Origin of the sequence: Bathymodiolus thermophilus thioautotrophic gill symbiont (assembly GCF_003711265.1) — a bacterium.
In the GTDB taxonomy this organism is placed as follows: Bacteria; Pseudomonadota; Gammaproteobacteria; order PS1; family Pseudothioglobaceae; genus Thiodubiliella.
Window position 1 is genome coordinate 562,169 of record NZ_CP024634.1, and the last position, 22,286, is coordinate 584,454.

Annotated in this window: 23 protein-coding genes and 1 tRNA gene; 14 read left to right on the forward strand and 10 right to left on the reverse strand. The window is 36.5% G+C overall.

The annotated features are described in order from the left end of the window. The first annotated feature begins 4 nt into the window (after positions 1-4). The 3 genes from MS2017_RS01930 to MS2017_RS01940 are packed head-to-tail and all read left to right on the forward strand — an operon-like array spanning position 5 to position 4,398. Positions 5-2,089: a peptidase domain-containing ABC transporter gene (locus MS2017_RS01930; RefSeq protein ID WP_122951085.1), complete on the forward strand. Its 2,085-nt coding sequence runs from the start codon at positions 5-7 to the stop codon at positions 2,087-2,089. A 3-nt stretch (positions 2,090-2,092) separates the two neighbouring features. Then, positions 2,093-3,082 carry a hypothetical protein gene (locus MS2017_RS01935; RefSeq protein WP_071565165.1) on the forward strand — a complete coding sequence of 330 codons (990 nt, stop codon included), beginning with the start codon at positions 2,093-2,095 and terminating at the stop codon, positions 3,080-3,082. Beyond that, entirely contained in the window at positions 3,082-4,398 is a 1,317-nt protein-coding gene (locus MS2017_RS01940) for a TolC family protein (protein WP_122951086.1), read from the forward strand. The genes MS2017_RS01935 and MS2017_RS01940 overlap by 1 nt, the downstream gene beginning before the upstream one ends. A 353-nt stretch (positions 4,399-4,751) precedes the next feature. On the opposite strand, the gene bioC is transcribed toward MS2017_RS01940, so the two are convergent. Together bioC and MS2017_RS01950 are read right to left on the reverse strand one after the other, a co-directional pair. Then, positions 4,752-5,540, reverse strand: a complete 789-nt coding sequence (gene bioC, locus MS2017_RS01945; RefSeq protein WP_122951087.1) for a malonyl-ACP O-methyltransferase BioC — start codon at positions 5,538-5,540, stop codon at positions 4,752-4,754. Beyond that, positions 5,528-6,382, reverse strand: a complete 855-nt coding sequence (locus MS2017_RS01950) for a metal ABC transporter solute-binding protein, Zn/Mn family (protein ID WP_122951088.1) — start codon at positions 6,380-6,382, stop codon at positions 5,528-5,530. The genes bioC and MS2017_RS01950 overlap by 13 nt, the downstream gene beginning before the upstream one ends. Before the next feature lie 55 nt (positions 6,383-6,437). On the opposite strand from MS2017_RS01950, the gene MS2017_RS11065 reads away from it, so the two are divergent. Further along, positions 6,438-6,611, forward strand: a complete 174-nt coding sequence (locus tag MS2017_RS11065) for a hypothetical protein (RefSeq protein ID WP_164707568.1) — start codon at positions 6,438-6,440, stop codon at positions 6,609-6,611. On the opposite strand, the gene cmoB is transcribed toward MS2017_RS11065, so the two are convergent. Next, positions 6,589-7,542 carry a tRNA 5-methoxyuridine(34)/uridine 5-oxyacetic acid(34) synthase CmoB gene (gene cmoB, locus MS2017_RS01955; RefSeq protein ID WP_241156947.1) on the reverse strand — a complete coding sequence of 318 codons (954 nt, stop codon included), beginning with the start codon at positions 7,540-7,542 and terminating at the stop codon, positions 6,589-6,591. The two genes, MS2017_RS11065 and cmoB, sit on opposite strands and share 23 nt — an antisense overlap. A 71-nt stretch (positions 7,543-7,613) precedes the next feature. On the opposite strand from cmoB, the gene MS2017_RS01960 reads away from it, so the two are divergent. After that, a complete protein-coding gene (locus tag MS2017_RS01960) occupies positions 7,614-8,069 on the forward strand; it encodes a hypothetical protein (protein WP_122951090.1) in 456 nt (151 codons plus the stop codon). A gap of 78 nt (positions 8,070-8,147) precedes the next feature. Here MS2017_RS01960 and frr read toward each other — a convergent pair whose 3' ends face one another. Together frr and pyrH are read right to left on the reverse strand one after the other, a co-directional pair. Next, positions 8,148-8,705 carry a ribosome recycling factor gene (gene frr / locus MS2017_RS01965; RefSeq protein ID WP_122951091.1) on the reverse strand — a complete coding sequence of 186 codons (558 nt, stop codon included), beginning with the start codon at positions 8,703-8,705 and terminating at the stop codon, positions 8,148-8,150. A gap of 2 nt (positions 8,706-8,707) precedes the next feature. Continuing rightward, positions 8,708-9,421 carry a UMP kinase gene (pyrH, locus tag MS2017_RS01970; protein ID WP_071565219.1) on the reverse strand — a complete coding sequence of 238 codons (714 nt, stop codon included), beginning with the start codon at positions 9,419-9,421 and terminating at the stop codon, positions 8,708-8,710. Positions 9,422-9,503: 82 nt separating this feature from the next. Here pyrH and uvrA point away from each other — a divergent pair, with 82 nt between their 5' ends. Then, positions 9,504-12,335, forward strand: a complete 2,832-nt coding sequence (gene uvrA, locus MS2017_RS01975) for an excinuclease ABC subunit UvrA (RefSeq protein WP_122951092.1) — start codon at positions 9,504-9,506, stop codon at positions 12,333-12,335. A 268-nt stretch (positions 12,336-12,603) separates the two neighbouring features. On the opposite strand, the gene MS2017_RS01980 is transcribed toward uvrA, so the two are convergent. Continuing rightward, the gene (locus MS2017_RS01980; RefSeq protein WP_071565221.1) at positions 12,604-12,822 is read right to left on the reverse strand and encodes a hypothetical protein; all 219 of its coding nucleotides are present in this window, start codon (positions 12,820-12,822) and stop codon (positions 12,604-12,606) included. A gap of 242 nt (positions 12,823-13,064) precedes the next feature. On the opposite strand from MS2017_RS01980, the gene MS2017_RS11760 reads away from it, so the two are divergent. Continuing rightward, on the forward strand, positions 13,065-13,199 hold the full coding sequence (locus MS2017_RS11760; protein ID WP_277424491.1) for a hypothetical protein: 135 nt from the start codon (positions 13,065-13,067) through the stop codon (positions 13,197-13,199). Positions 13,200-13,297: 98 nt separating this feature from the next. On the opposite strand, the gene purN is transcribed toward MS2017_RS11760, so the two are convergent. Both purN and purM read right to left on the reverse strand, forming a co-directional pair. Beyond that, positions 13,298-13,876 (reverse strand): phosphoribosylglycinamide formyltransferase, encoded by a 579-nt coding sequence (purN, locus tag MS2017_RS01985; RefSeq protein WP_122951093.1) that lies wholly within the window; start codon positions 13,874-13,876, stop codon positions 13,298-13,300. After that, the gene (gene purM / locus MS2017_RS01990) at positions 13,851-14,852 is read right to left on the reverse strand and encodes a phosphoribosylformylglycinamidine cyclo-ligase (RefSeq protein WP_122951094.1); all 1,002 of its coding nucleotides are present in this window, start codon (positions 14,850-14,852) and stop codon (positions 13,851-13,853) included. The genes purN and purM overlap by 26 nt, the downstream gene beginning before the upstream one ends. 44 nt (positions 14,853-14,896) lie before the next feature. On the opposite strand from purM, the gene MS2017_RS01995 reads away from it, so the two are divergent. The 4 genes from MS2017_RS01995 to MS2017_RS02010 all read left to right on the forward strand — a co-directional run bounded on the left by MS2017_RS01995 (position 14,897) and on the right by MS2017_RS02010 (position 18,573). Then, positions 14,897-15,463: a CDP-alcohol phosphatidyltransferase family protein gene (locus MS2017_RS01995; protein WP_071565224.1), complete on the forward strand. Its 567-nt coding sequence runs from the start codon at positions 14,897-14,899 to the stop codon at positions 15,461-15,463. Continuing rightward, the gene (gene hda / locus MS2017_RS02000; protein WP_071565225.1) at positions 15,460-16,143 is read left to right on the forward strand and encodes a DnaA regulatory inactivator Hda; all 684 of its coding nucleotides are present in this window, start codon (positions 15,460-15,462) and stop codon (positions 16,141-16,143) included. The genes MS2017_RS01995 and hda overlap by 4 nt, the downstream gene beginning before the upstream one ends. Positions 16,144-16,253: 110 nt before the next feature. Then, complete coding sequence (locus MS2017_RS02005) at positions 16,254-16,547, forward strand: hypothetical protein (protein ID WP_164707569.1); 294 nt, start codon at positions 16,254-16,256, stop codon at positions 16,545-16,547. Positions 16,548-16,887: 340 nt separating this feature from the next. After that, on the forward strand, positions 16,888-18,573 hold the full coding sequence (locus tag MS2017_RS02010) for a multiheme c-type cytochrome (RefSeq protein ID WP_122951096.1): 1,686 nt from the start codon (positions 16,888-16,890) through the stop codon (positions 18,571-18,573). Positions 18,574-18,586: 13 nt separating this feature from the next. Here the strand turns inward: MS2017_RS02010 and MS2017_RS02015 are convergent, their stop codons facing one another. Continuing rightward, positions 18,587-18,991: a hypothetical protein gene (locus tag MS2017_RS02015; protein ID WP_122951097.1), complete on the reverse strand. Its 405-nt coding sequence runs from the start codon at positions 18,989-18,991 to the stop codon at positions 18,587-18,589. A gap of 467 nt (positions 18,992-19,458) precedes the next feature. Here MS2017_RS02015 and cysG point away from each other — a divergent pair, with 467 nt between their 5' ends. Next, a complete protein-coding gene (gene cysG / locus MS2017_RS02020) occupies positions 19,459-20,850 on the forward strand; it encodes a siroheme synthase CysG (protein WP_122952209.1) in 1,392 nt (463 codons plus the stop codon). Here the strand turns inward: cysG and MS2017_RS02025 are convergent. Next, positions 20,847-21,074, reverse strand: coding sequence for a YgaP family membrane protein (locus MS2017_RS02025; protein WP_306822005.1), 228 nt, complete (start codon positions 21,072-21,074; stop codon positions 20,847-20,849). The genes cysG and MS2017_RS02025 overlap by 4 nt on opposite strands. A gap of 111 nt (positions 21,075-21,185) precedes the next feature. Between MS2017_RS02025 and MS2017_RS02030 the strand changes: the two genes are divergently transcribed. Together MS2017_RS02030 and serB are read left to right on the forward strand one after the other, a co-directional pair. Beyond that, positions 21,186-21,270 (forward strand) — tRNA-Leu (locus tag MS2017_RS02030). Positions 21,271-21,461: 191 nt separating this feature from the next. Next, positions 21,462-22,280: a phosphoserine phosphatase SerB gene (serB, locus tag MS2017_RS02035; RefSeq protein ID WP_122951098.1), complete on the forward strand. Its 819-nt coding sequence runs from the start codon at positions 21,462-21,464 to the stop codon at positions 22,278-22,280. Positions 22,281-22,286: the final 6 nt, after the last annotated feature.

Sequence of the window (22,286 nt, forward strand, 5' to 3'; positions counted from 1 at the left end):
AGGTATGAGAGTAATACAACAAGAGGAAGTTGCAGATTGCGGACACGCTTGCTTACTAATGATTGCCGATCATTTTGGCCTGCAAATGGACTTAAGCACCTACAAAAATGAGTTTTTTATTTCCTCTGAAGGCTCTTCGTTTCAAGATTTAAAGAGCAATGCTGAACAAATGAATTTATCAGCGAGAGGCTTTAAAGTTGATTTAAAAGACATTAGCTCTTTAAGTGTTCCTTGTATTGTAAATTTTTATTCAGAGCATTTTGTTGTGCTTAAAAAAATTACTAAAAATTTTATCCACATAATAGACCCTGCTTCTGGCCCTAGAAAAATACCTATTACACTGTTGCCACCAATAATAGGAGGGAACTTATTGTATGCATTGGAAATTAAAAAAGAACAAGATTTTGCAGTCAAAGATTTGAGAAAAAAATACACCTTGCTGAATTATATTAAATCTATAAAGGGAATATTTAACACTTACACCCAGGTGTTTTTGTTTGCTTTAATTGTTCAATTGGCACTGATTGCCCAGCCATTTTATGTGCAATTAGCAATGGATGATGTGGTGGTTAACAACGATATGGAATTAATGTTGTTATTGTTAACGGCATTTATTTTCATCGGGGTATTTGATGTTATAGCGCAGTTTGTTAGAGAAAGCTTGATTATCAATTTAGAAAAAAGCGTTATTAAAAGTTTTTATCATAAATTATTGGCAAGAATATTGAAGCTGCCTATAGAATATTTTCACAGTCGCTCAGCAGGTGCGATAATGCAAAAGTTTGACAGTTTGAGCGTTATTGTCGCCAATATATCACGATCAATAACCACTATTATTTTAGATGGAATTTTGTCTATGATTATGCTCGCACTTATGTTTGTTTATAGTGTCAAGTTAACATTAATAATCTTAGGTATCGTTACCTTGTATATCATTTTAAAACTCATTACTTATTCGGTTTTTTCAAAGATTAATTCGGTACTCATTCACGATTCCAGTAAAGAGAAGGGAGCGCTAATACAGATAATAACAAATATAACCAGTATTAAGGGATTGAATGTTAGCAATCATTATTTAGACAAGTTTGATGAAAGTGTTGGAAAGCGTTTAGCAACTGAAAAAAAGATAAATAACTGGAGGAATACTTTTTTATCTATTGGTAATGTTATACAACATGCAGATACTTTGATTATAGTTTATATTGGTGTTATTATGATTGCAGAAGGGAAATTTACCGTTGGAATGCTCTATAGTTTTATCTTTTATAAGACAAGATTTGTGTCTAGTATAATTGGATTGTTAGATTCCTCTATTGAATTATTCCTCAGCAGAGTACATATGAAATATATGGCTGATATAATCAATACAGAATCTGAGGAAGAGAGAGAAAATATTGGTATATCAGAGCCTGAAAATGTAGTCATCAATAAATCATTAGAACAAATACATGATTTAACAAAACGCATCGAATTTAAGGGCTTCACTTATTCTTACCCCAAAACCAAAGCCAAAGTTTTTGAGAATTTCTCCTATGTCATTCCAGCCAACGAATCAGTGTGTATAAAAGGCAAAAGTGGCAAGGGAAAATCAACAATTTTAAATATAATATCTGGGTTGTATAGACCTCAAGATAATCAGGTTTATATCAATGATATAGATATTAATAAAACCCCATTGAAATATTTGCGTAGCCAAGTGTCATATTATGCACCCACTGAAGAATTTTTTGATGGTAGTTTATTGAGCAACATAGCGGTAAGTAAAAGCATAAATATTAATAAAATAATAGATATCCTTAAAGGTTTAGATTTGTATGACTGTATCTTAAACGAAGTTCCGGGGGGACTAGAGGGACATATTGGATCCATCAAATACCGATTTTCTACGGGGCAAAAACGCAGAATAATGTTGGCAAGAGCGCTTTATAAAGATTCTAGTTTACTACTATTGGACGAACCTACAGAATCACTGGATGTCGTAACAGAAGATATTGTTATAGATTACATACTAAAAACCAAAAAAAGACTGATACTGGTAACGCATAAAAAAGCAATTTCCGATAGATTTAAAAATATTATTGAGTTGTAAAATATGTTTTATATAAAAATTATTTTTAATACGACTATTTACCTAATAACAAGATTGTTATTTTGGCCATTATTTCTTTTCTTTTCTAGGTACGGAGGTCGAAAAGGGCTGTTTACAATACACCGCCTTTATTTTTGGTTACTGTCTAAAATATCTATACAAGTTAAAAATGATATTTATAATGCCAAATGCAATATAAAAGAGTTTTTAAAAATTAGTAATGTGAGTCAAATTAATGATATAGCGTACAAAGCCAGCCGCCTTCGATCTTTAGAAGTTGAGAAAATTCTATTTTATAAAGTTATATCAAAATATCGCAATCATCAAGAAGATATAGATAAAATTCAAATTGTTAGCAACAGCATCTCTATGCAAGATATTTCTAAACTAAGTACAAAGCGCAAAATATTGTTTGTTCACACGCATAGCTCTGACCGTATAGCGAGCATAGAAGGCATTTTGTATAAATTTTCTAGGGTGGCAACATCAGACACAAGTCATTTGTTTATCCACAGAGGATTCCCTGAAAAGACTTTAAAAACCTTGCAATCTTTGAATGCAAAAAATAATAAAAATATAGGGCTTCTTGATTTAAATACCGATTCTAAAAATTACAAACGCAGTTTTAGGCAAAAAACCAAACAAGCAAATTGCATTCATTTATTTTTTGACTTGCCTTTGGCAGATAGTTTTGATAATTTTAAACACATAAAAGTTTCTTTGTTTGCTAGAAAAGCAATATTGATCAGAAGCCCTATTGATATTAGCATAATGTATGACGCTGTCATTATTCCTGTTGTACTTACAAATCAAACGATTGAAATGCAAGCACCCATGTATCCCGATAACTATAAAGTAGATAATAAATATAGCGTATTTGACATGGGGTCAGATTTAATGAAAAAAATTGAATTGTTAGCGTTGAATAATCCAGAATGCTGGTCTATTCTGAATAGATTACATCTTTTTTTTGTAAAAAGTAAATTTAAATAATGAAAAAATATTTTTTATTAATACTTTTTTTTATATCAAATCAAGCCCTTTCTTTGGTTATAAAAGAGGATATATTGACTGTTCTTTATAGCAATATAGAAGCATTAATTGCCAAAAACTCTGTAGATGAGTACAGGCTGTTAATGCAAGAAGTGCATGATAAAGAATGGCACCCCTCTATTGACGCATCTGTCGTATCGTTAAACAAAAAAATAACTGGAAGTATAGCCAACTCAATTGATAGGTCTATTCAAGGATTGGATAATTTTCTTACCATTCCCAATAGGGTGGACAGAGCAGATCAATATACAGAAAATAAATTCAATTTATTGTTGTCATACAATTTGTATAACGGTTACCAATCAAGTAATCTCATTAAAATCCAAAAACTTCTATTTGACAAAGAGGTCTATGCTTTCAAAAAAATCATACACAATTTATATATTGAAGCACTGGAAAATAACATCAAGCTCTGCAATGAGATTCAAAAAAAGAGAGTGATGTTTGAATACCAAAAAAAGTTAATGAATCACATCAGTAGTGTTGATAAATTTACCAATAATAAAATCAATAAAATGTTACTGAACGAGGATTTAAGCAAGTTAAAAAAAGACCTAAAGCGCAGTATGTCCAGAAAAAATGATATAAAAACTTGGTTTAATCTATCATTTGAGTCCACTTACCCCATTAATTGCAATGCTTTGTCAGTAAAAACCAGCGCATATAAAAACATTGAAAATGAGATTAGGTCTAAAACCTATCAAGCGTTAATCAATATATCAAGCACTCGTTTTAATAACAATAAAGATGTAAAAATCTCTAATTTAGAACAACAAATATTAAAATTAAAATTAAAAATTAAAGGCAGTGATTATTACCCAAAATTAGATTTTGTATTCAACTATAACAAGGTATTTAATGGCACTAATGATTTAAAAGAAGAATCCCACGCTTACGGCTTACAATTAAATTTTCCACTATATAAACCAGGACACACATCAGGAAAAATAATTTCACATAACCGCATAAAGCGATCCACATACAATTTAAGAAAAGTTAATTTACAGGTTAGAAATAACTGGTCAAAGCTTGTTAATAACTATAAAAATAATATTCATTTGTTAAGTGATATTGACCATCAATATAACAGATTAAAACTAGAAATAAGTCGCAACGATATTATAAAAAAAGAACGCATTAAAAGCAGTGGTTTTAAATATAGAATTGATTTATTAAAGTTAGAAAAAAAATATTTACACCAGGAAATGGCGTTAATAATATTGAAAATTGCAGCTCTTGGATTGGTGCCTTTATAAGTCATTACACAAAATCTCCATTAAAAATCAGACGCAACCCCTTTGTCATTTTATTTTTAAAAATGGCATCAATATTATTATTTAACAGTATTTGCATGCTAAAAGTTCCATGTAGTTTTTTTTTGATTACCCTCAAAGGAGCAGATATGAAAACCACAATTAGTTTAGATGAAATGAAAAATGTTAGAGGCGACAGTATTTTACTGTTTTTATTGTGGTTACTTGTGCTGTTGCAATTTCACTTACAGTAGCATGGATGACAACTTTTAACAAGGCTAGCATTCTTACTATTTTTCACAAGGTTGGCACCCTTATTTCCTAGTTAAGACTCGTGTTAATTTTGGTGGTTAGTGCTATCTTTGTTCTAGTGCGATACCATTTACTTCGTTAATTTTTTTCCAAGCATGCCCATAAATCACTTCATAGGTGGCAGGCAGTTTTCCATTTTGACGATAGGATTCATACATTTTAATCATGGATTGGAACTTGTTTTTACCTGTGAGTGATTTGGAACGGGTGTGGACGGTTTGTGCGCCGATGGCTTTTAGGTCTTTTAATAAATCCATTACTGTTTGGTAGGTTAGGGTTAGGGTTTCCATTTCCATTACTGGTGATTGGAAGCTGTTTTGCAATAACTGGTCGCCGATGTCGTGCATATCGGTAAATGAATTTACATGGGTTTGATTGTCGACCACTGCCCAGCTTTTTTTAAGCTCTTTGAGCGTGTTGGGGCCAAAGGTGGAAAATAGTATTAAGCCATCATTTTTAAGGACGCGATGGCATTCTGAGAACAGTTGATTGAGGTCGCTACACCATTGCATCATTAAGCTGGAAATAACAATATCCACGCAATTGTTTGCTAAGGGCAAGTGGTTGGCGTTAGCGCATAATTTATTTTTTGCTGGATTTTTTTTAAGGGCTTCTTGGGCGAAATCTAAACAAATAACTTTTGAGCTTGGAAAGCGTGTTAATAAAGGTTGAGACAGCAAACCTGTGCCTGCACCTAGATCTAAAACAATGTCTGTGTTGCCAGCGATGACTTCCAATTTTGCGTCAAGACGACGGGCGATTTCTTTTTGCAAAAAAGCACTCTCGTTATATCGAGAAGATGCTTTGTTAAATGCCGATCTTATTTGAAACATTGGGTGACTTTATTGGTGATATTGTGCATTAGTTTAAAATAGTGTTCAGAGCCTTGTGCGACATCAAAGCCCATAATATCTATATTTGTTGAATTTATAGTCAGGCCTTCGGTCAGTGAATGGAGGCGTTTTTTTGATACTTCTGTGGTAGCAAGCAAGCATTTTGTTTGTGTATTTTTCATGGTCTTTTTGGCTTTAATCATTTTAAATATACTTAACTTTTCATCATGGTAATTGGTGATATTGACTGATTTTTTTAACTGATTGGCATGGGTATAATAATCAAAAGTATCGGCATAACTGGCAAGAGTTTTAGACTTATAAGCGGATAATTTTTGCCCAATGGTTTGTTTGAGTGTATTTGAATTTTTATTAAAGTTGTTTAAATTGGTTGTGTATTTTGAGCGGTTATCAGGGTCAATTTCAATCAATTTTTCAATCAATTTTTTGGCAAATATTTGCATATTGTTGATATCTAGCCACAGGTGATAGTTAATTGCTTTTTGATGCTGATTGTGAATAAGAGATATCTTTTTCATATTGCCAATAATTAGTGTTTTACCAACATCAAGATTGGCTAACACTTTTTTAAGTCCCTCTTCAAAGTCAGGATGAATAAAAATAGCCAAATCTGCCTGGTTTAACAAAGATAATTGAGAGGGTTTTAAGTGAGCGTGGTGTGCGGATTGGTTGGCTTTTAGCAATAATTTTGGCTCTGTTATTCCTTGCGTTAGACTGCTAACAATGGAGTGAATGGGTTTGATGCTAACCACAATATTTGGCGCTGCAAAGATATTTGTAGAAAACCAGAGCATTGCCACTAAGAATGTGCGAAAAATCATAATAATTTATACCCAAAAAAAGAAAGTAATTATACTGAGAGACCTTTGCACAAATATGAATAATCATCAACAATCCACTTTTCACCCACTTGGTAATTTTTTAAACCCAGCCTTAGCTCTGCTAGGACAAGGTTTAAGAAAATTACCAAGTGGGCAAAAATTGAATTTTGCTAATCATCCATATTTATACAAAGACCTGATTGCATTTATTTTTGACAAACAAAAATAGCCCGTTTGGGCGCAGGCAAGCCTTCAATGGTTAAATGATCATTGTTAGGGTCTAAAAAATCTTTAAGCGATTGCGTGTTGTCGCCAATCCAGTGTGTGGCTCGCTGTTCTTCGGGCGTAGTTTTTTTCACATCAACCAATTTTATTGTTTTAAAGCCAGCTTTTTTTAGCCAAGTGTGCAATGTATTGGTTGATGGTAAACACCAAACATTACGCATTTTGGCATAACGCTCTTGGGGAATGATTTGCTCGCCATATTTTTCATCAATAATCAAAGTTTCTAAAATCAGTTCGCCACCTTCTGCCAATACAGTTTTAAGTTGTTGTAAATGCAATAGGTGGTCTTTTTGATGATACAAAACTCCCATTGAGAAGACGGTATCAAATAATGGCTTTTCTGGTATTTGCTCTAGTTTGAGTGGCAGGACAAACGCATTTGGTGGGTTGTTGATTAAAGTTTGTATTGCTTGAAATTGGTAATTGAATAACAAAAATGGCTCAACTCCCAAGGCAATTTCTGCCCCTGCTAGTGCCATTAAATAAGTGAAATAACCGTTGCCAGAGCCAACATCTAGCACGGTTTTTCCTTTTAGTGGTTGAATGTGTGGCAATACCCTGTCCCATTTTAGGTCGCCACGCCATTCGCTATCAAGTGGCAAATCGCCTATTTGATAGGGGCCTTTGCGCCATGGCATCAACAGTTTTAGGGATTGTTGTAAGGCTTCAATATTATTGTCTTGAGCATGAATGGTTAAGTAGGGCGCTTGGTAACCAATGTTGCCTTTGGGTTGGCTTTTAATTTCGTTAATAGCGGCTTCCCATTTGGGAATGTTGCCATTATTAACAGCCAATGCTTGCCTTGACAGATCAAGCAATTCGTCACTTATGGGTGACAGTTTTGATGCTAGGCATTGTTTTTTAAAATTATTCATCAGAGGGTATATAGTAATATAAAATACTGCCTTATAAATATTATAATTTTAAATTACTTGGAGAGATAAAAATGATGAAATATACTTTAAACTTTGTGGTGGCAATTACTTTAGCAACGGGCGTTATGGCGGGTGGTGATGATCGTGATAAGGGCCCAGTGGAGTCATTAGAGGTAATAATACCAAGCACCGAGTTACTTGTTGGTAATCAGGCTCCTTCTGTTGTTGATGAACAAGCCCCTTTTGTTGTTAGTAACCCACTTGTTGTTGGCAATCAAAGTCTTTCTATTGACAGTCAAGCTCTAGGAACAGCGAAATTAACGGTAGGCGGTAGAACTGTTTCTGTTGGTTCGCATATTGCTTGCCAAGAAAAACTGGGTTTGTCTGATGACAATGTTACTATTTTTAGAAAAGCAAAAATTGGCGATTATTTATACAGCATGGGTCCAGTAGATTCGCTTGGTACAGTATTTTCTCCCAACAGATGGAGTACATATTTTTCTTGTGTTGATGCCAATGGCGGTTAATCGTTTTTGCTGTTAATATAAACATTAAAAAAGCCCGCAAATGCGGGCTTTTTTATTGCCTAAGGTATTGGGTATTTTTTAAATTTCAAGCAATGAGCTTTCCTTTTCGTTTAACTTTTCATCAATAGATTTGATGTGTGTATCTGTCATTTTTTGCACATTTTCTTCTGCCTTGCGTGCATCATCTTCTGATACCTCTTTATCTTTTAACAGTTCCTTAAAATCAGAATTGGCATCACGGCGAATATTACGCACCGCAACTTTGGCTTGCTCGGCTTCATCTTTAACCACGCGTATCAATTCACGGCGACGCTCTTCTGTGAGTGGTGGCAATGGGATGCGCATTACTTGCCCCATGGTTTGTGGATTAAGCCCAAGATCCGAAGTCATAATGGCTTTTTCAACGACTGAAACCATTTCTTTTTCCCAAGGTGATACTTTTAGTGTGCGTGAATCCTCTGCACTAATATTGGCAACTTGTGAAATAGGCACCATTGAGCCGTAGTAATCAACTTGAATTTGTTCCAGTAGCGAGGGGTGTGCACGGCCTGCTCTAATTTTACTAAAGTTGTTTTCTAATGCAGCGATGCTTTTACTCATGCGCTCATTAGCATCTTGTTGGATTTCATTTAACATAATTAGTTTCCTATAATTGTGCCAGCAGGCTTGCCGTTTAAAATATCAGACAGTGTATTGGTATTTTCAAGCATACTAAATACACAAATATCTAGACCGTGTTCACGGCACAGGGCAAAGGCCGCTGTGTCCATAATTTGTAGATTTTTTTCAATTGCTTCATTAAAACTCAGTGTTTTGTAGCGTGTGGCATCAGGGTTTTTCATTGGATCATCCGTATAAACGCCATCCACTTTGGTGGCTTTAAATACAACATCCGCCTCAATCTCAATGCCACGCAATACCGCACCTGTGTCAGTGGTAAAGCACGGAGAACCTGTGCCTGCTGAAAAAATCACCACTTTGCCTGCACTGAGTGCTTGTTTGGCTTTGTTGTGGTCAACAGGGTCACAAACACCGCCACCAATTGGAAAACCCGACATAACCAGCGCATCAATATTGGCGCGTTTGCACGCATCACCAATCGCCAAAGCGTTAATCACAGTTGCCAACATTCCCATGTGGTCGCCAGTAACACGATTCATACCTACTTGTGCCAGTGCTGCACCTCTAAAAATATTGCCACCACCAACAACAATACCAACTTCCACCTTTTGATCAAGTGCAGATTTGATAATACCAACCACTTTACTGAGTGTTGCTGGGTCTAGTGTATTATCGCCTTTAGCAAGCGCTTCACCGCTTAATTTTAAGAGAATACGCTTATACTTATTCATATTGTTGTTTTGTTGGTAAAAAAGTTATAATTTTACCGTGTATGAGCGTTATAATTAATCCTTTGTTTGACATAATTTTATTATGGATAAAATTAGTATTCGTGGCGCTAGAGTTCACAATCTAAAAAATATTGATATTGACATTCCTCGCAATAAATTGGTGGTGATTACTGGCTTGTCTGGTTCAGGTAAATCATCCCTTGCATTTGATACCATTTATGCAGAAGGGCAACGCCGTTATGTTGAATCGTTATCAGCATACGCACGGCAATTTTTATCGTTGATGGAAAAACCTGATGTGGATCATATTGAGGGCTTATCGCCTGCTATTTCAATTGAACAAAAGGCCACTTCACACAATCCTCGTTCAACCGTCGGTACCATTACTGAAATTTATGATTACTTAAGGTTGTTGTTTGCTCGTGTGGGTTTGCCCAAATGTCCGAAGCATGGCATTGATTTGGTCTCGCAAACCATTTCACAAATGGTGGACAGTATTATCAATTTACCAGAAGGTAGAAAGATTATGATATTGGCACCGGTGGTGCAAAATCGTAAAGGCAGCCATATTAAGATGTTAGAAGAGCTTTCTCATCAGGGATTTTTGCGTGCTAGAATCGATGGCGAAGTGGTTTATTTAGACAGTATGGATGAGCTTGATGGCAAAATACGCCACACCATTGAGATTGTTATCGACCGTTTAAAAGTACGAAAAGATATTGCCTCGCGTCTATCCGAATCTCTAGAAACAGCATTAAATTTGAGTGCTGGTTTGGTGCGTATTGCTTCGCTAGATGCAGATTCAACTCAAGAAGAATTGGTGTTTTCAGCCAAGTTTTCTTGCACAAAATGTGGTTATTCTTTAACTGAACTTGAGCCAAGGTTATTCTCATTTAACAACCCTGTTGGCGCTTGCCAAAGTTGTGATGGCTTGGGCATTAAAGATATTTTTGATGAAAGTAAAGTGGTGAGCAATCCGAGTGCCAGTTTGAGCGAGGGTGCAATTTATGGTTGGGGACATTCTAACGCTTATTTTTATCAAATTTTACTTTTGGTCGGACAACATTATGGTTTTAGCGTTGACACGCCTTATGAAGAGTTAGGTGAAGCGCATAAAAAAATTGTGCTACATGGTAGTGGCAAAGATGTCATTGATTTTTCAAAAATTAAAGGACGCAAAGGCTGGTCAAATAAAGCCAAACCTTTTGAAGGTGTTGTGCCTAGAATGATGCGCCGTTATGAGGAGAGTGAAATCCGCTCAGTGCGTGAAGAACTGTCTCGTTATGTGGTGAGTAAAGATTGCACCAGTTGTCAGGGTGGGCGATTAAATGAGTCGGCTAGAAATGTTTTTATCGAAGAATACAATTTACCTGATATTAGTAAACTTTCTATTGCCAATGCGCATGATTTTTTCAAGCATTTAAAACTTGATGGAGTGCGAGGTGAAATTGCTAAGAAAATTCTAAAAGAGATTGTTCAGCGTTTAGAATTTTTACTCAATGTTGGCTTAGAATATCTAAATTTAGAGCGTCGCTCTGGCACATTGTCAGGGGGCGAAGCGCAACGAATTCGCCTTGCCAGTCAGATTGGTGCTGGATTGATGGGCGTCTTGTATGTATTAGATGAGCCATCTATTGGCTTACACCAACGAGACAATCAAAAATTGCTCAATACTTTGATTTACTTACGAGATATTGGCAATACGGTTATTGTGGTTGAGCATGATGAAGATGCTATCAAGCAAGCAGATTTTGTGATTGATATTGGCCCTGGTGCAGGCGCACATGGTGGTGAAATTATTGCTATGGGTACGCCACAACAAATTAGCGACAATCCTAATTCTATTACTGGAGACTATATCAGTGGTCGCCAGAGTATTGAGATTCCAAAAAAACGCAAAAAAGCAAAAAAATGGTTGCGCATTAAAGGGGCAACGGGCAACAATCTTAATCAAGTGGATTTGTCTATTCCCGTCGGTGTTCTCACTTGTATTACGGGTGTTTCTGGTTCTGGAAAATCCACCTTGATTAACGATACTTTGTATTCGTTGGCCGCCAAACACCTGAATCGTGCACAAGCCACGCCATCGCCGTATAAATCTATAACGGGTTTGGAATATTTTGATAAAGTAGTGAATATCGATCAAAGTCCAATTGGACGCACACCACGCTCAAATCCTGCGACTTATACAGGTGTGTTTTCTTTAATTCGGGATTTATTTTCACAAACATTAGAGGCGCGTTTGCGTGGTTATAAAGCAGGGCGTTTTAGTTTTAATGTCAAGGGAGGGCGTTGCGAAGCTTGTAAAGGTGATGGCTTGATTAAAGTGGAAATGCATTTTTTGGCAGATATTTATGTGCCTTGTGATGTTTGTAATGGCGACCGTTATAATCGAGAAACCTTGGAAATCTTTTATAAAGGCAAAACCATTGCGCAAGTGCTAGATATGACAGTTGAAACAGCCGTTCTGTTCTTTGAGCCCATTCCAAAAATCAAACAAAAACTACAAACTTTGATGGATGTTGGCTTGTCTTATATTACTCTAGGGCAAAATGCCACAACCTTATCTGGCGGTGAGGCGCAACGCATTAAACTTGCCAAAGAATTGTCAAAGCCCGATACAGGACAGACACTCTATATTCTTGATGAGCCAACCACAGGCTTACATTTTCACGATATCAAACAACTGTTATCCGTGATTACCCGTTTGCGCGATCGCAAGAATACCATCGTTATTATTGAACACAATCTCGATGTCATTAAAACGGCTGATTGGATTGTTGATTTAGGCCCCGAAGGTGGCGACAAAGGCGGTAATATTATTGCCTTTGGCACCCCTGAAGCAGTAACAAAAGTTAAAGGGTCTTATACAGGACAATATCTAAAAACTATTTTAAGCCCTTCTCAAAAATAAACCAACCCACTTGACGCTTGTTTGCCCCAAGTATTTTTTACGATTAACAGTTGAACAACAGAATCTATAAGACCTTTGTGTAAATATGAATACTTATCAAAACACACACTTTTAACCCTGATCATTCTTTAAACTTAATGCTAACTTTATCAGCGCAAGGTTTAAAAAAAATCATTAAATGGGTAAAAATTAAATTTTCTGTTAATGATAGAATATTGGCACAAAGGTTTCTATCTATTGAAAAAGGGCGGCTAAACCCAATTTGAGTTTATTGCCCGGAAGCTGCTAAAAATTTGTTAACCAAGTCGTCACATTCTTCCAATGAAAGCGTTGCAGAAGAGAGTGATTTGTATTTACCACCATCAAGCTCAAAGCAAACACGCGCCTCTTGATCTTCTTCATCAATATAACACACTCGGACGCTAATCACTTTGTTTGTGTTGATCCAAATGGTATCGTTCTTAGTTTCTAGTTCAAAAAAATTCATAAGTAAAGTTGCTACCGTAAAATAAATTGGGCTATTATACCTATTTTTAAACGCTTAAGGTTTTTATGGATAATCATTGGAAAAAGCCTACTGCACAATAAAAAAACCTCATTATTGTCGCCATGGCAAATTAGTGTGTTAGCACTAAAGACGGTAATAATACCATTTTCAAAAATAAATCAAGCAATCGGGTATCTCCATCCTTGCCCAAGTATTAAACACTATGAGACCTTTACATAAATATGAATAATCATCAAGAATCCACTTTTCACCCACTTGGTAATTTTTCCAGCAACCCCAACAATAGCCCCCTTCAAAGGAATAAGCCCAACCGTAGGGAACGGTTTGTAATCGTTCCTTCTCTGTATAAGTTTTAAAGAAATCACCAATTAATTTGTCACCACACCACTATCTCTTAGGAGGGAAAAAATTGAATTTTGCTAACCACCATATTTATGTAAAAGTTTCAATAAATTTATTTTTGCAAAACTTTCTTAATGGCAATTGGGTAAAGAATGTGTTCTTGTTCTAAAACTTTGGCGGCTAAACTCTTCGCAGTATCGTTTAACTCAATAGCCACTGATTTTTGCAAGATTATCGCACCAGAATCTAATTCGTTAGTCACAAAATGGACAGTAGCGCCTGCAAACTCTTCATGTGCATCAATGGCACGCTGATGTGTGTTCAATCCCTTGAATTTTGGCAAGAGTGCGGGGTGAATATTTAGGATTTTACCTGCAAAGGCATTGATAAAATCTGCTGATAAAATACGCATAAAGCCTGCCAGTATCACCAATTTTGGGTTAAGTGTGTCGATGTGTTGTATTAAGGCTTGGTCAAATGCTTCACGGGTTGAAAATTGAGTGTGGTCAATGAATTGAGTGGCGATACCTGCTTTTTTTGCACGCTCTAAGCCGAATGCATCGGCTTTATTGCTAACAACAGATTGAATTTTTATGCCAATATTATCGGCATTATCAATAATAGATTGCAGATTTGAGCCTGAGCCCGAAATCAACACAACAACATCAGATAATAACTTGTGTGCCATCATTTTTAACGATTTTACCGATTAACCATGCATTTTCACCCTGTGCCTTAAGATGTTGAATGGCATCAGCACTGGCGTCGGCATCTAATATTAACACCATGCCAACACCACAATTAAAGACCCGATACATTTCCGTCATTTCAATATTACCACTGTCTTGCAAAAATTGAAAAATATCCGGTAACTGCCATGAAGTATCGTCTAATTCTGCCGCTAAATCATCCGGCAACACTCTAGGAATATTCTCTAACAAGCCACCACCGGTAATATGCGAAATAGCGTGAATTGAGTGTTTTTCAAGTAAAGATAAAACGGATTTCACATAAATTTTAGTCGGCTCAATCAATTGTTGCAATTGCGTTTCAGTGGGTTTGGATTTTTCTAATACTTTGCGAATCAGCGAGTAGCCGTTAGAATGTGGACCAGATGAGCCAAGCGCAATAATGTGATCCCCTTGTTTGACTTTACTGCCATCAATTACATCTTCTTTGTCAGCAATGCCAACACAAAAACCCGCCAAATCGTAATCTTCACCTGCATACATACCCGGCATTTCAGCAGTTTCTCCGCCAATTAATGCACAACCTGATTGCTTACACCCCTCTCCAATGCCTGAAATCACAGAAACGGCAATATCGGTATTCAATTTTCCCGTGGCATAGTAGTCTAAGAAGAATAACGGCTCTGCCCCTTGTACAATTAAATCATTGACACACATTGCCACCAAGTCAATGCCGATGGTATCGTGTTTATTAAGCATTTCAGCCACTTTAAGTTTGGTGCCAACACCATCAGTGCCTGAGATTAGCACAGGGTTTTTGTATTTGTTGATTGGCAATTCAAACATAGCGCCAAAGCCTCCTAGCCCTGCTAGTACACCATCTCTAGCAGTAGATTTGGCAATGGGTTTAATTTTTTCAATTAAATCATTGCCTTTGTTAATATCAACACCAGCATCTTGGTAAGTTAATGACGACATAGGTTTTTTTCCGTATAATTAATTTATTTTTCAACTGTCTAAAAATGAGCTTTTCTTCTCTTCCAAACGCACTGTCAATTTTACGCATTATTTTAACAGTACCTGTGGTTTTATTTTTGTTAAATCATCAGTTCTCTTGGGCGCTGATGTTGTTTTTTATTGCAGGTATTACCGATGCTTTAGATGGTTGGATTGCCAAGCGTTATTCATTTCAAACTCGATTAGGCTCTATGCTTGACCCAGCCGCTGATAAATTGTTATTGGTCAGCAGTTTTATAACGCTTTATATGATTGACTTATTGCCACTGTGGTTGTTGGCGTTGATTTTCCTACGAGATGTGATGATTGTCTCAGGTACAGTGGGTAGTTTTATGGGTAGCGGGCAATCTAAAAGTCTCTTATTAGCCCCCTCTAAACTGTCAAAAATTAACACCGCATTGCAAATCACATTGGTGTTATTCTTAGTCATTATGCAGTTATACCCCGCATTGTCCCAATGGGAAATGATTCTTTTTATTATCGTTGCCACCTCAACCATGTTAAGTGGCGCTGATTATATTTGGATTTGGACTGAAACAGTTCTACATCAAGAAAAACAACAAAAAAAATGAAGCAACTTAGTTTGCCAGTATTGCTCAATGCTAAAATGCGATTAAGTAATTTTGTTGGGGCTAAAAATAACCAAATTGTAACCCTGATCAACACACTATTTAACGATACCCACTCTAATGTAGTGGTAATTTCTGGCGACAAATCCAGCGGTAAAACACACCTTTTACAAGGTTGCACCTTTACCGCAATGGACAAGCAACTGAGCGCCGTTTATATTGACATTAAAGAAGAATTACCCACAGATTTCCTCGCCCAATTGTCTACAAATGACTGGGTATGTATCGACAATATTGAAGATGCAAATAACACACAACAACAAGAATTATTTGATTTATACAACCAAATCAAACACACACAAACCAAACTCATTATTAGCACACACCATTTACCAGCAGAATTAAACCTACTAAAAGACCTAAAAACCAGATTGTCTTTAGCCGTCAATTTCACCCTTGAAAATTTAACCGATGAACAAAAAACCGCCATTTTACAAAGCAAAATGACAGACAAAAACATCAATATTGACCCCAAAATATACCCTTATTTGTTCAAACATTATTCAAGAGATTTAAACGATTTACTCAACGCCATTAACCAACTAGACAAAGCATCTTTACAGAGGAAAAGCAATATCACCGTTCCATTGGTAAAACAAGTATTGGATTTTGACAACGACTAGAATGTGTTGTTTGAAGGGGCTTAAAAAAATCATTATCATTGTTCAATGCAGATTGGTTAAAAGTAAAGTCTCTTTATTTTTTTAAGTGTCAATCACTATGTCAAAATCAGTTGCCAAAATTAAAACCACTTCAAAAAGATATATTTGCTAATGAATCCAACAGAGTTAATTTTAATGCTGTAGCAGGTGAAAAAGACAAATACCCTTTACTTGGGCAGGAAAAAAACAATCTTTTTGAGTCATTTCACGCCCTTCATACGACACTCAATCCAAAAATCGATGAATCGGCTGATTTTGACAACGCTCAAAACCTCTTTATTGGAGGCGATTATTTTGAACGCATTGGTGTAACTGTATTTACTAACCACTCCTTTATACTGAGACCTTTGCATAAATATAAATAATCATCAAGAATCCACTTTTCACCCACTTGGTAATTTTTTAAACCCAGCCTTAGCCCCGCTAGGACAATATTTAAGAAAATTACCAAGTGGGCAAAAATTGAATTTTGCTAATCATCCATATTTATGCAAAAGTCTCATACTGTCATTTTACCCACTAGAGTAGTTAGGCATCCATTCTGTTGCTGTGTTTTGACAAGTTTTTCTTTGTATTTTTTATAATTCAACGGTCTCACGATCCTGTTTTTGAATTTGAAAAGAATATTTTTTTGACAAAACAATATATTTTCTAGTAGAATTATAGAACTTAACCATAATCTCGATTAAATAAAAGGAATTATTAATGAACACACAAAAGAGGATAAGTATCGCTAAAAATACAACACTAAAACTCTCCATCATCTTATCAGCTTTTGCGTTAGTTTCTTGTGGCGGAGGGAAGCCACCTGAGGCACCGCTCTTGCCAACAACCTTTCAAAGTGCTACATTTTCTAGTGCAGATAATTGTGCAATGTGTCATGATAATCTGACAGACTCAAGTGGCAATCCTCATTCTATTGTAAAAGACTGGAGGGCAACGATGATGGCGAACTCTAGTAAAGATCCATTTTGGATTGCAAAAGTTAGTAGTGAACTCAAAAGAACACCGAATATCAAAGATAAAATTAACGACAAATGTTCAGCATGCCATACGCCAATGGCAAATGTGGAGAGTAAAAAAAGCTCTATTGCGCCTAATATACTTGCTAGCAACGATGGGTTTTTAAAAGAAGATAATCCATATCACAAGCAAGCAGTTGATGGTGTCTCTTGTACATTTTGTCATCAAATCAAAAAAACCGAAGATTTTGGAACTGAAGCAGGCATGTCTGGGAATTATGCTGTTGAATCTTTTGTTAATTTAGTAGACAGAAAGCTTTATGGGCAGTACACTGACCCATATATTCGACCCATGCAAAAACATGTGTCGTTCACACCTACTCAATCAGACCATATAAGCAAATCTGCGCTATGTGCTACTTGTCACAATTTAAAAACACCTTATGCAGATGCTTCTGGAAATTTAGTAGCGAATGGGGAGTTTCCTGAGCAAATGCCTTATAGCGAATGGCAACATAGTAATTTTGATGATGAGGGCACATCGCCTAAGAGTTGTCAAACTTGCCATATGCCAAAAATTGCCAGTACAAAAATCTCCAATAGACCTAAATCTTTATCTGCCAGGTCTAATTTTTCTAAACATAATTTTTTAGGTACGAATAATTATATGTTAGATATATTCAAGAATAATGCCACCGAATTGGGTGTTTCTGGTGTTGATTTTGACACTGCAATTCGTGACAATAGGGCGTTTTTAAAAACGGCTACAACAATTGATATCGAGGGGCAATCTATTGCCAATAATATCTTAACGGTTACAGTTAAAGTTAACAACCTTTCGGGGCATAAAACCCCAACCTCTTATCCTTCAAGAAGGGCTTATTTACATTTATTATTAACAGATAAAACTGGTAAAGTTGTTTTCGAATCTGGAAAAACAAATGCCAATGGCTCTATTGTTGGCAATGATGCTGATAGTGATTCATTGAGTTATGAGCCTCATTACAATACAATCAACAGCCCGCAGCAAGTGCAAATTTATGAAGCAATTATGGTTGATACTGACGCTACATTGACCTACACTTTGTTAAGAGCAAAAACTTATAGTAAAGATAATAGACTGCTACCACAAGGATTTAACAAAGACACGGCAAATGCTGATATTGCTGTACATGGAAATGCCGCAACAGATGGTAATTTCATCGGCGGCAGTGATGATATAAATTATCAAATAGATATTTCCGAGGCATCCGAAGGTGCATTGACGCTAAAAATTGACTTAAATTATCAAACGGCTTCTTATCAATATTTACAAGATTTGTATAAAGACAAAGATTTGGAAGAAGTATCAAGATTAAAAAAATATTTAGATAAGAGTAATATTTTATTTGAAACGCTGAGTAGTCAAACTAAAGACATTACACATTAAAACGGTGTAAATTTTAACGCACTCTAAACTTAAACTTGGCAATTCTGGGCATTAGTTTTGAAAAAGGCAGTTTTTTAAAATCGCCATATTGATGCTTAATTGTATTAACCAGTGTGGCAATATCATCAATGTTATCAGCAGGAGATTGATGAATGATTTCTTGCAAAGCCAGCAAGCCGCCCATTTTAATTTTTGCTTGTTGTCCGACTGACAGATTGGATTGATGGTGTGATTTTAGTGCAAAGTTGCCATTGTTTCTAAGTTGCTGATACAGTGATTGGCAGTCGTTGGAGGTGGACTCATTGAGGCAAGTGCCAAATTCTTTTTCAGCAATGCAGTCTTTAGCGGCAAATTCACAGCCACAGCGACCACTTAAAATTAAATGTGAAAAAGGGCAGGTATAATGCTTGCTTGACATACGCAGACATTTTACACAGTGTGGAGACTTTTATATAATGCCATTTTCAAAAATAAACCAAACAATCTGGTACTTATTCTCACCCCAAGTATTAAGCACTACATTGAGCTCTTTGCGTCAATATGAATAATCGTCAAAAATCCACTTTCACCAAATTGGCAATTTTTTAAACCCAGTCTTAACCCTGCTAGGATAAGGTTTAAGAAAATCACCAAGTGGGCAAAAATTGAATTTTGCCAATCTATGTTTATGCCAAGGTCTCATATTATTCATTTTATTTTTGAAAAGGGTATAAATATGAGCAATCATTAAAAATTCACTTTATCCAGCAGTCTCAGAAGGGTAAATTCAGTCTTGGCTTTTGTTGGGGTCAATTGTTAATGGCGTAAAAATTGAATGACGCTAACCATCCATATTTATGCAAAGGCCTTTATAATACCTACTTTGAGTTTAGCGTGAAATGGCTTATGAATTACTTTCCTATTTTTATTGATATCACCCAAAAATCTTGTTTGGTTGTGGGCGGGGGCGATATTGCTTATCGAAAAATCAATTTATTATTAAAGGCAAATGCACAAATTACTTGTGTATCACCTGCGTGCTGTGATGGCGTTATTCAGTTGGCAAAAGACAATAAAATTAATTTGTTAACAAAAGCATTTGAGGCGAGTGATGTTACCACTCAAGTGCTGATTGTTTCTGCTACCGATGATGCTACACTTAATACGCAAGTATCTGAGTTGGCAAAAACTGCCAATATTCCTGTTAATGTGGTGGATTCCCCTGATTTGTGTAGTTTTGTGATGCCATCTATTGTTGATAGAAGTCCGATTGTTATTGCTATTTCATCTGCGGGCAAGGCGCCTGTGTTAGCGCGATTAATTCGTGCTAAACTAGAAAGTACCATTCCAAATGCTTATGGCAAATTGGCAACGCTTGCTGGTAATTTCAGAGGTCAAGTGAAGGCTAAATTTAGTCACATTGAAGACCGTCGTTATTTTTGGGAAAAAGCATTTTCGGGCGTGGTGGCAGAAAAAGTGTTTGCTGGTAAAGTTGAGGAAGCGCAAGCAGATTTACAAGCACAACTTGATGGGAGTACGGACAGTGATATTGGTGAAGTTTATTTGGTTGGCGGTGGTCCAGGGGATCCTGATTTATTGACCTTTAAAGCCTTGCGTTTAATGCAGCAAGCGGATGTGATTTTGTATGACCGTTTGGTTTCAGATGAAGTTATGGAATTGGTGAGGCGTGATGCTGAGTTGATTTATGTCGGTAAGGAGCGGGACAATCACAGTGTGCCACAAGATGGTATTAACCAATTATTGGTAGATTTGGCTAGGCAGGGCAGACGCGTTTGCCGTCTTAAAGGCGGCGATCCATTTATTTTTGGGCGTGGTGGTGAGGAGATTGAAACTCTGGCTGAAAATAACATTCCTTTCCAAGTTGTTCCAGGTATTACCGCTGCCTCTGGTTGTTCAACTTATTCAGGTATTCCGCTTACACATCGAGATTATTCACAATCCTGTCGGTTTGTTACTGGACATTTAAAAGACGGCAGTATGAACCTGCCTTGGAGTGAATTAGCAGTTGAACAACAAACCATCGTTTTCTATATGGCACTTAAAGGCGCACAGCATCTTTCAGAACAATTACAAGCACATGGGATGCGTGGCGATATGCCAGTTGCTTTAGTTGAAAAAGGCACCACACCTGAACACAAGGTGCATACTACCTCGTTGGCACAACTACCTGACTTAGTGGCAAACGAAACTATCCACGCACCTACTTTAATTATTGTAGGTGAAGTGGTTAAGTTAAGAGAAAAGCTAAATTGGTTTGACGCTAAGAAGCCGTCTTAAGAACAACAATCGTTGTCTTTCATACCTAATGCTTTAAGGATTTTAGCGGCTGGGCAAAACCCTGTAAACGATGATTGAAATAAATTAAAACCAACGAAGAAACTCAGCCACAGCCAATTTGGCTCATTGAAGTTGATGCCGCTTAATAGTAGTGAACCCATGATAAAAATCCCTGCTATTGCCATTACTGTGTTATTTACTGTCATTTTGTTGTCTTTTGTCATTATAAAGTTTGCATTTTAGCATTTTCAAAGTGAGACCTTTGCATAAATATGGATTCTTGATGATTATTTATATTTATGCAAAGGTCTCAAAGTGTATAATGCCACTTTTACGCGGGAGTGGTGGAATTGGTAGACACGCTGGATTTAGGTTCCAGTGCCGAAAGGCGTGAGAGTTCGAGTCTCTCCTTCCGCACCATATTACAGACTAATACCATTTTCAAGAAATAAACCAAACAATCTAGTACTCACCCTCATCCCAAGCATTAGTAGTAAAAGTATCCATGTTATCAAAAGTAGCACAGGTATTTTTACTACTAATGCTTGGGTGATTATAAGCCCTATATTATTCATTTTATTTTTGAAAATGGCATAACTAGCAAGTGACCTATGAATACGATTATTCTACACAGTCAAGACCAACAATTAGCAACACAAATATCAGAAAAAATTGCAGCGAGTGTTGAGGAAAAATCAACGCATTTTCGCCTGCACGCTGATTACTCGGCGCCTCTTGATGATTTAAGAAATGAGTTTCGGGTGGATATCAATTATTTGCCTGCGTTTGATTTTTCTAAGGCAGGGTTGTTTGTGAGCGACATGGATTCAACTTTGATTAATATTGAATGTATTGATGAAATTGCAGATTTTGCCCACCTTAAACCACAGGTGGCTGAGATTACTGAAAGGGCAATGCAGGGGGAATTGGATTTTAGTGCGTCTTTGATTGAGCGAGTTGCTTTATTGCAAGGTTTGGACATAGCAGTATTAAACCGAGTTTATGTTGAGCGATTGAAGGTTAACAAGGGCGGCGAAGCATTGATTCAATTTTTAAAAACGCAACACATAAAAACAGCAGTGGTATCAGGTGGGTTTACTTACTTTACTCAACGATTAGCGCAAGATATTGGACTGGATTATAATCGTGCGAATACATTGGCAATTGAGGATAATCGATTAACAGGAAAGGTTAAGGGGGGTATTATTGATGCAACTGCCAAGGCTGAGTTTCTTGCCGAGTTATGTGCAAAACACCAAATATTGCCGCACCAAGCAATTGCAATAGGGGATGGGGCAAACGATTTAGAAATGATGGCAGTGGCAGGCTTGTCGGTGGCTTATCGTGCCAAACCCGCAGTGCTTGAATATGCAGATATCGTGATTAATTATGGTGGTTTAGATATAATGGTAGACTTTTTTGAAGAGTAATTAGTT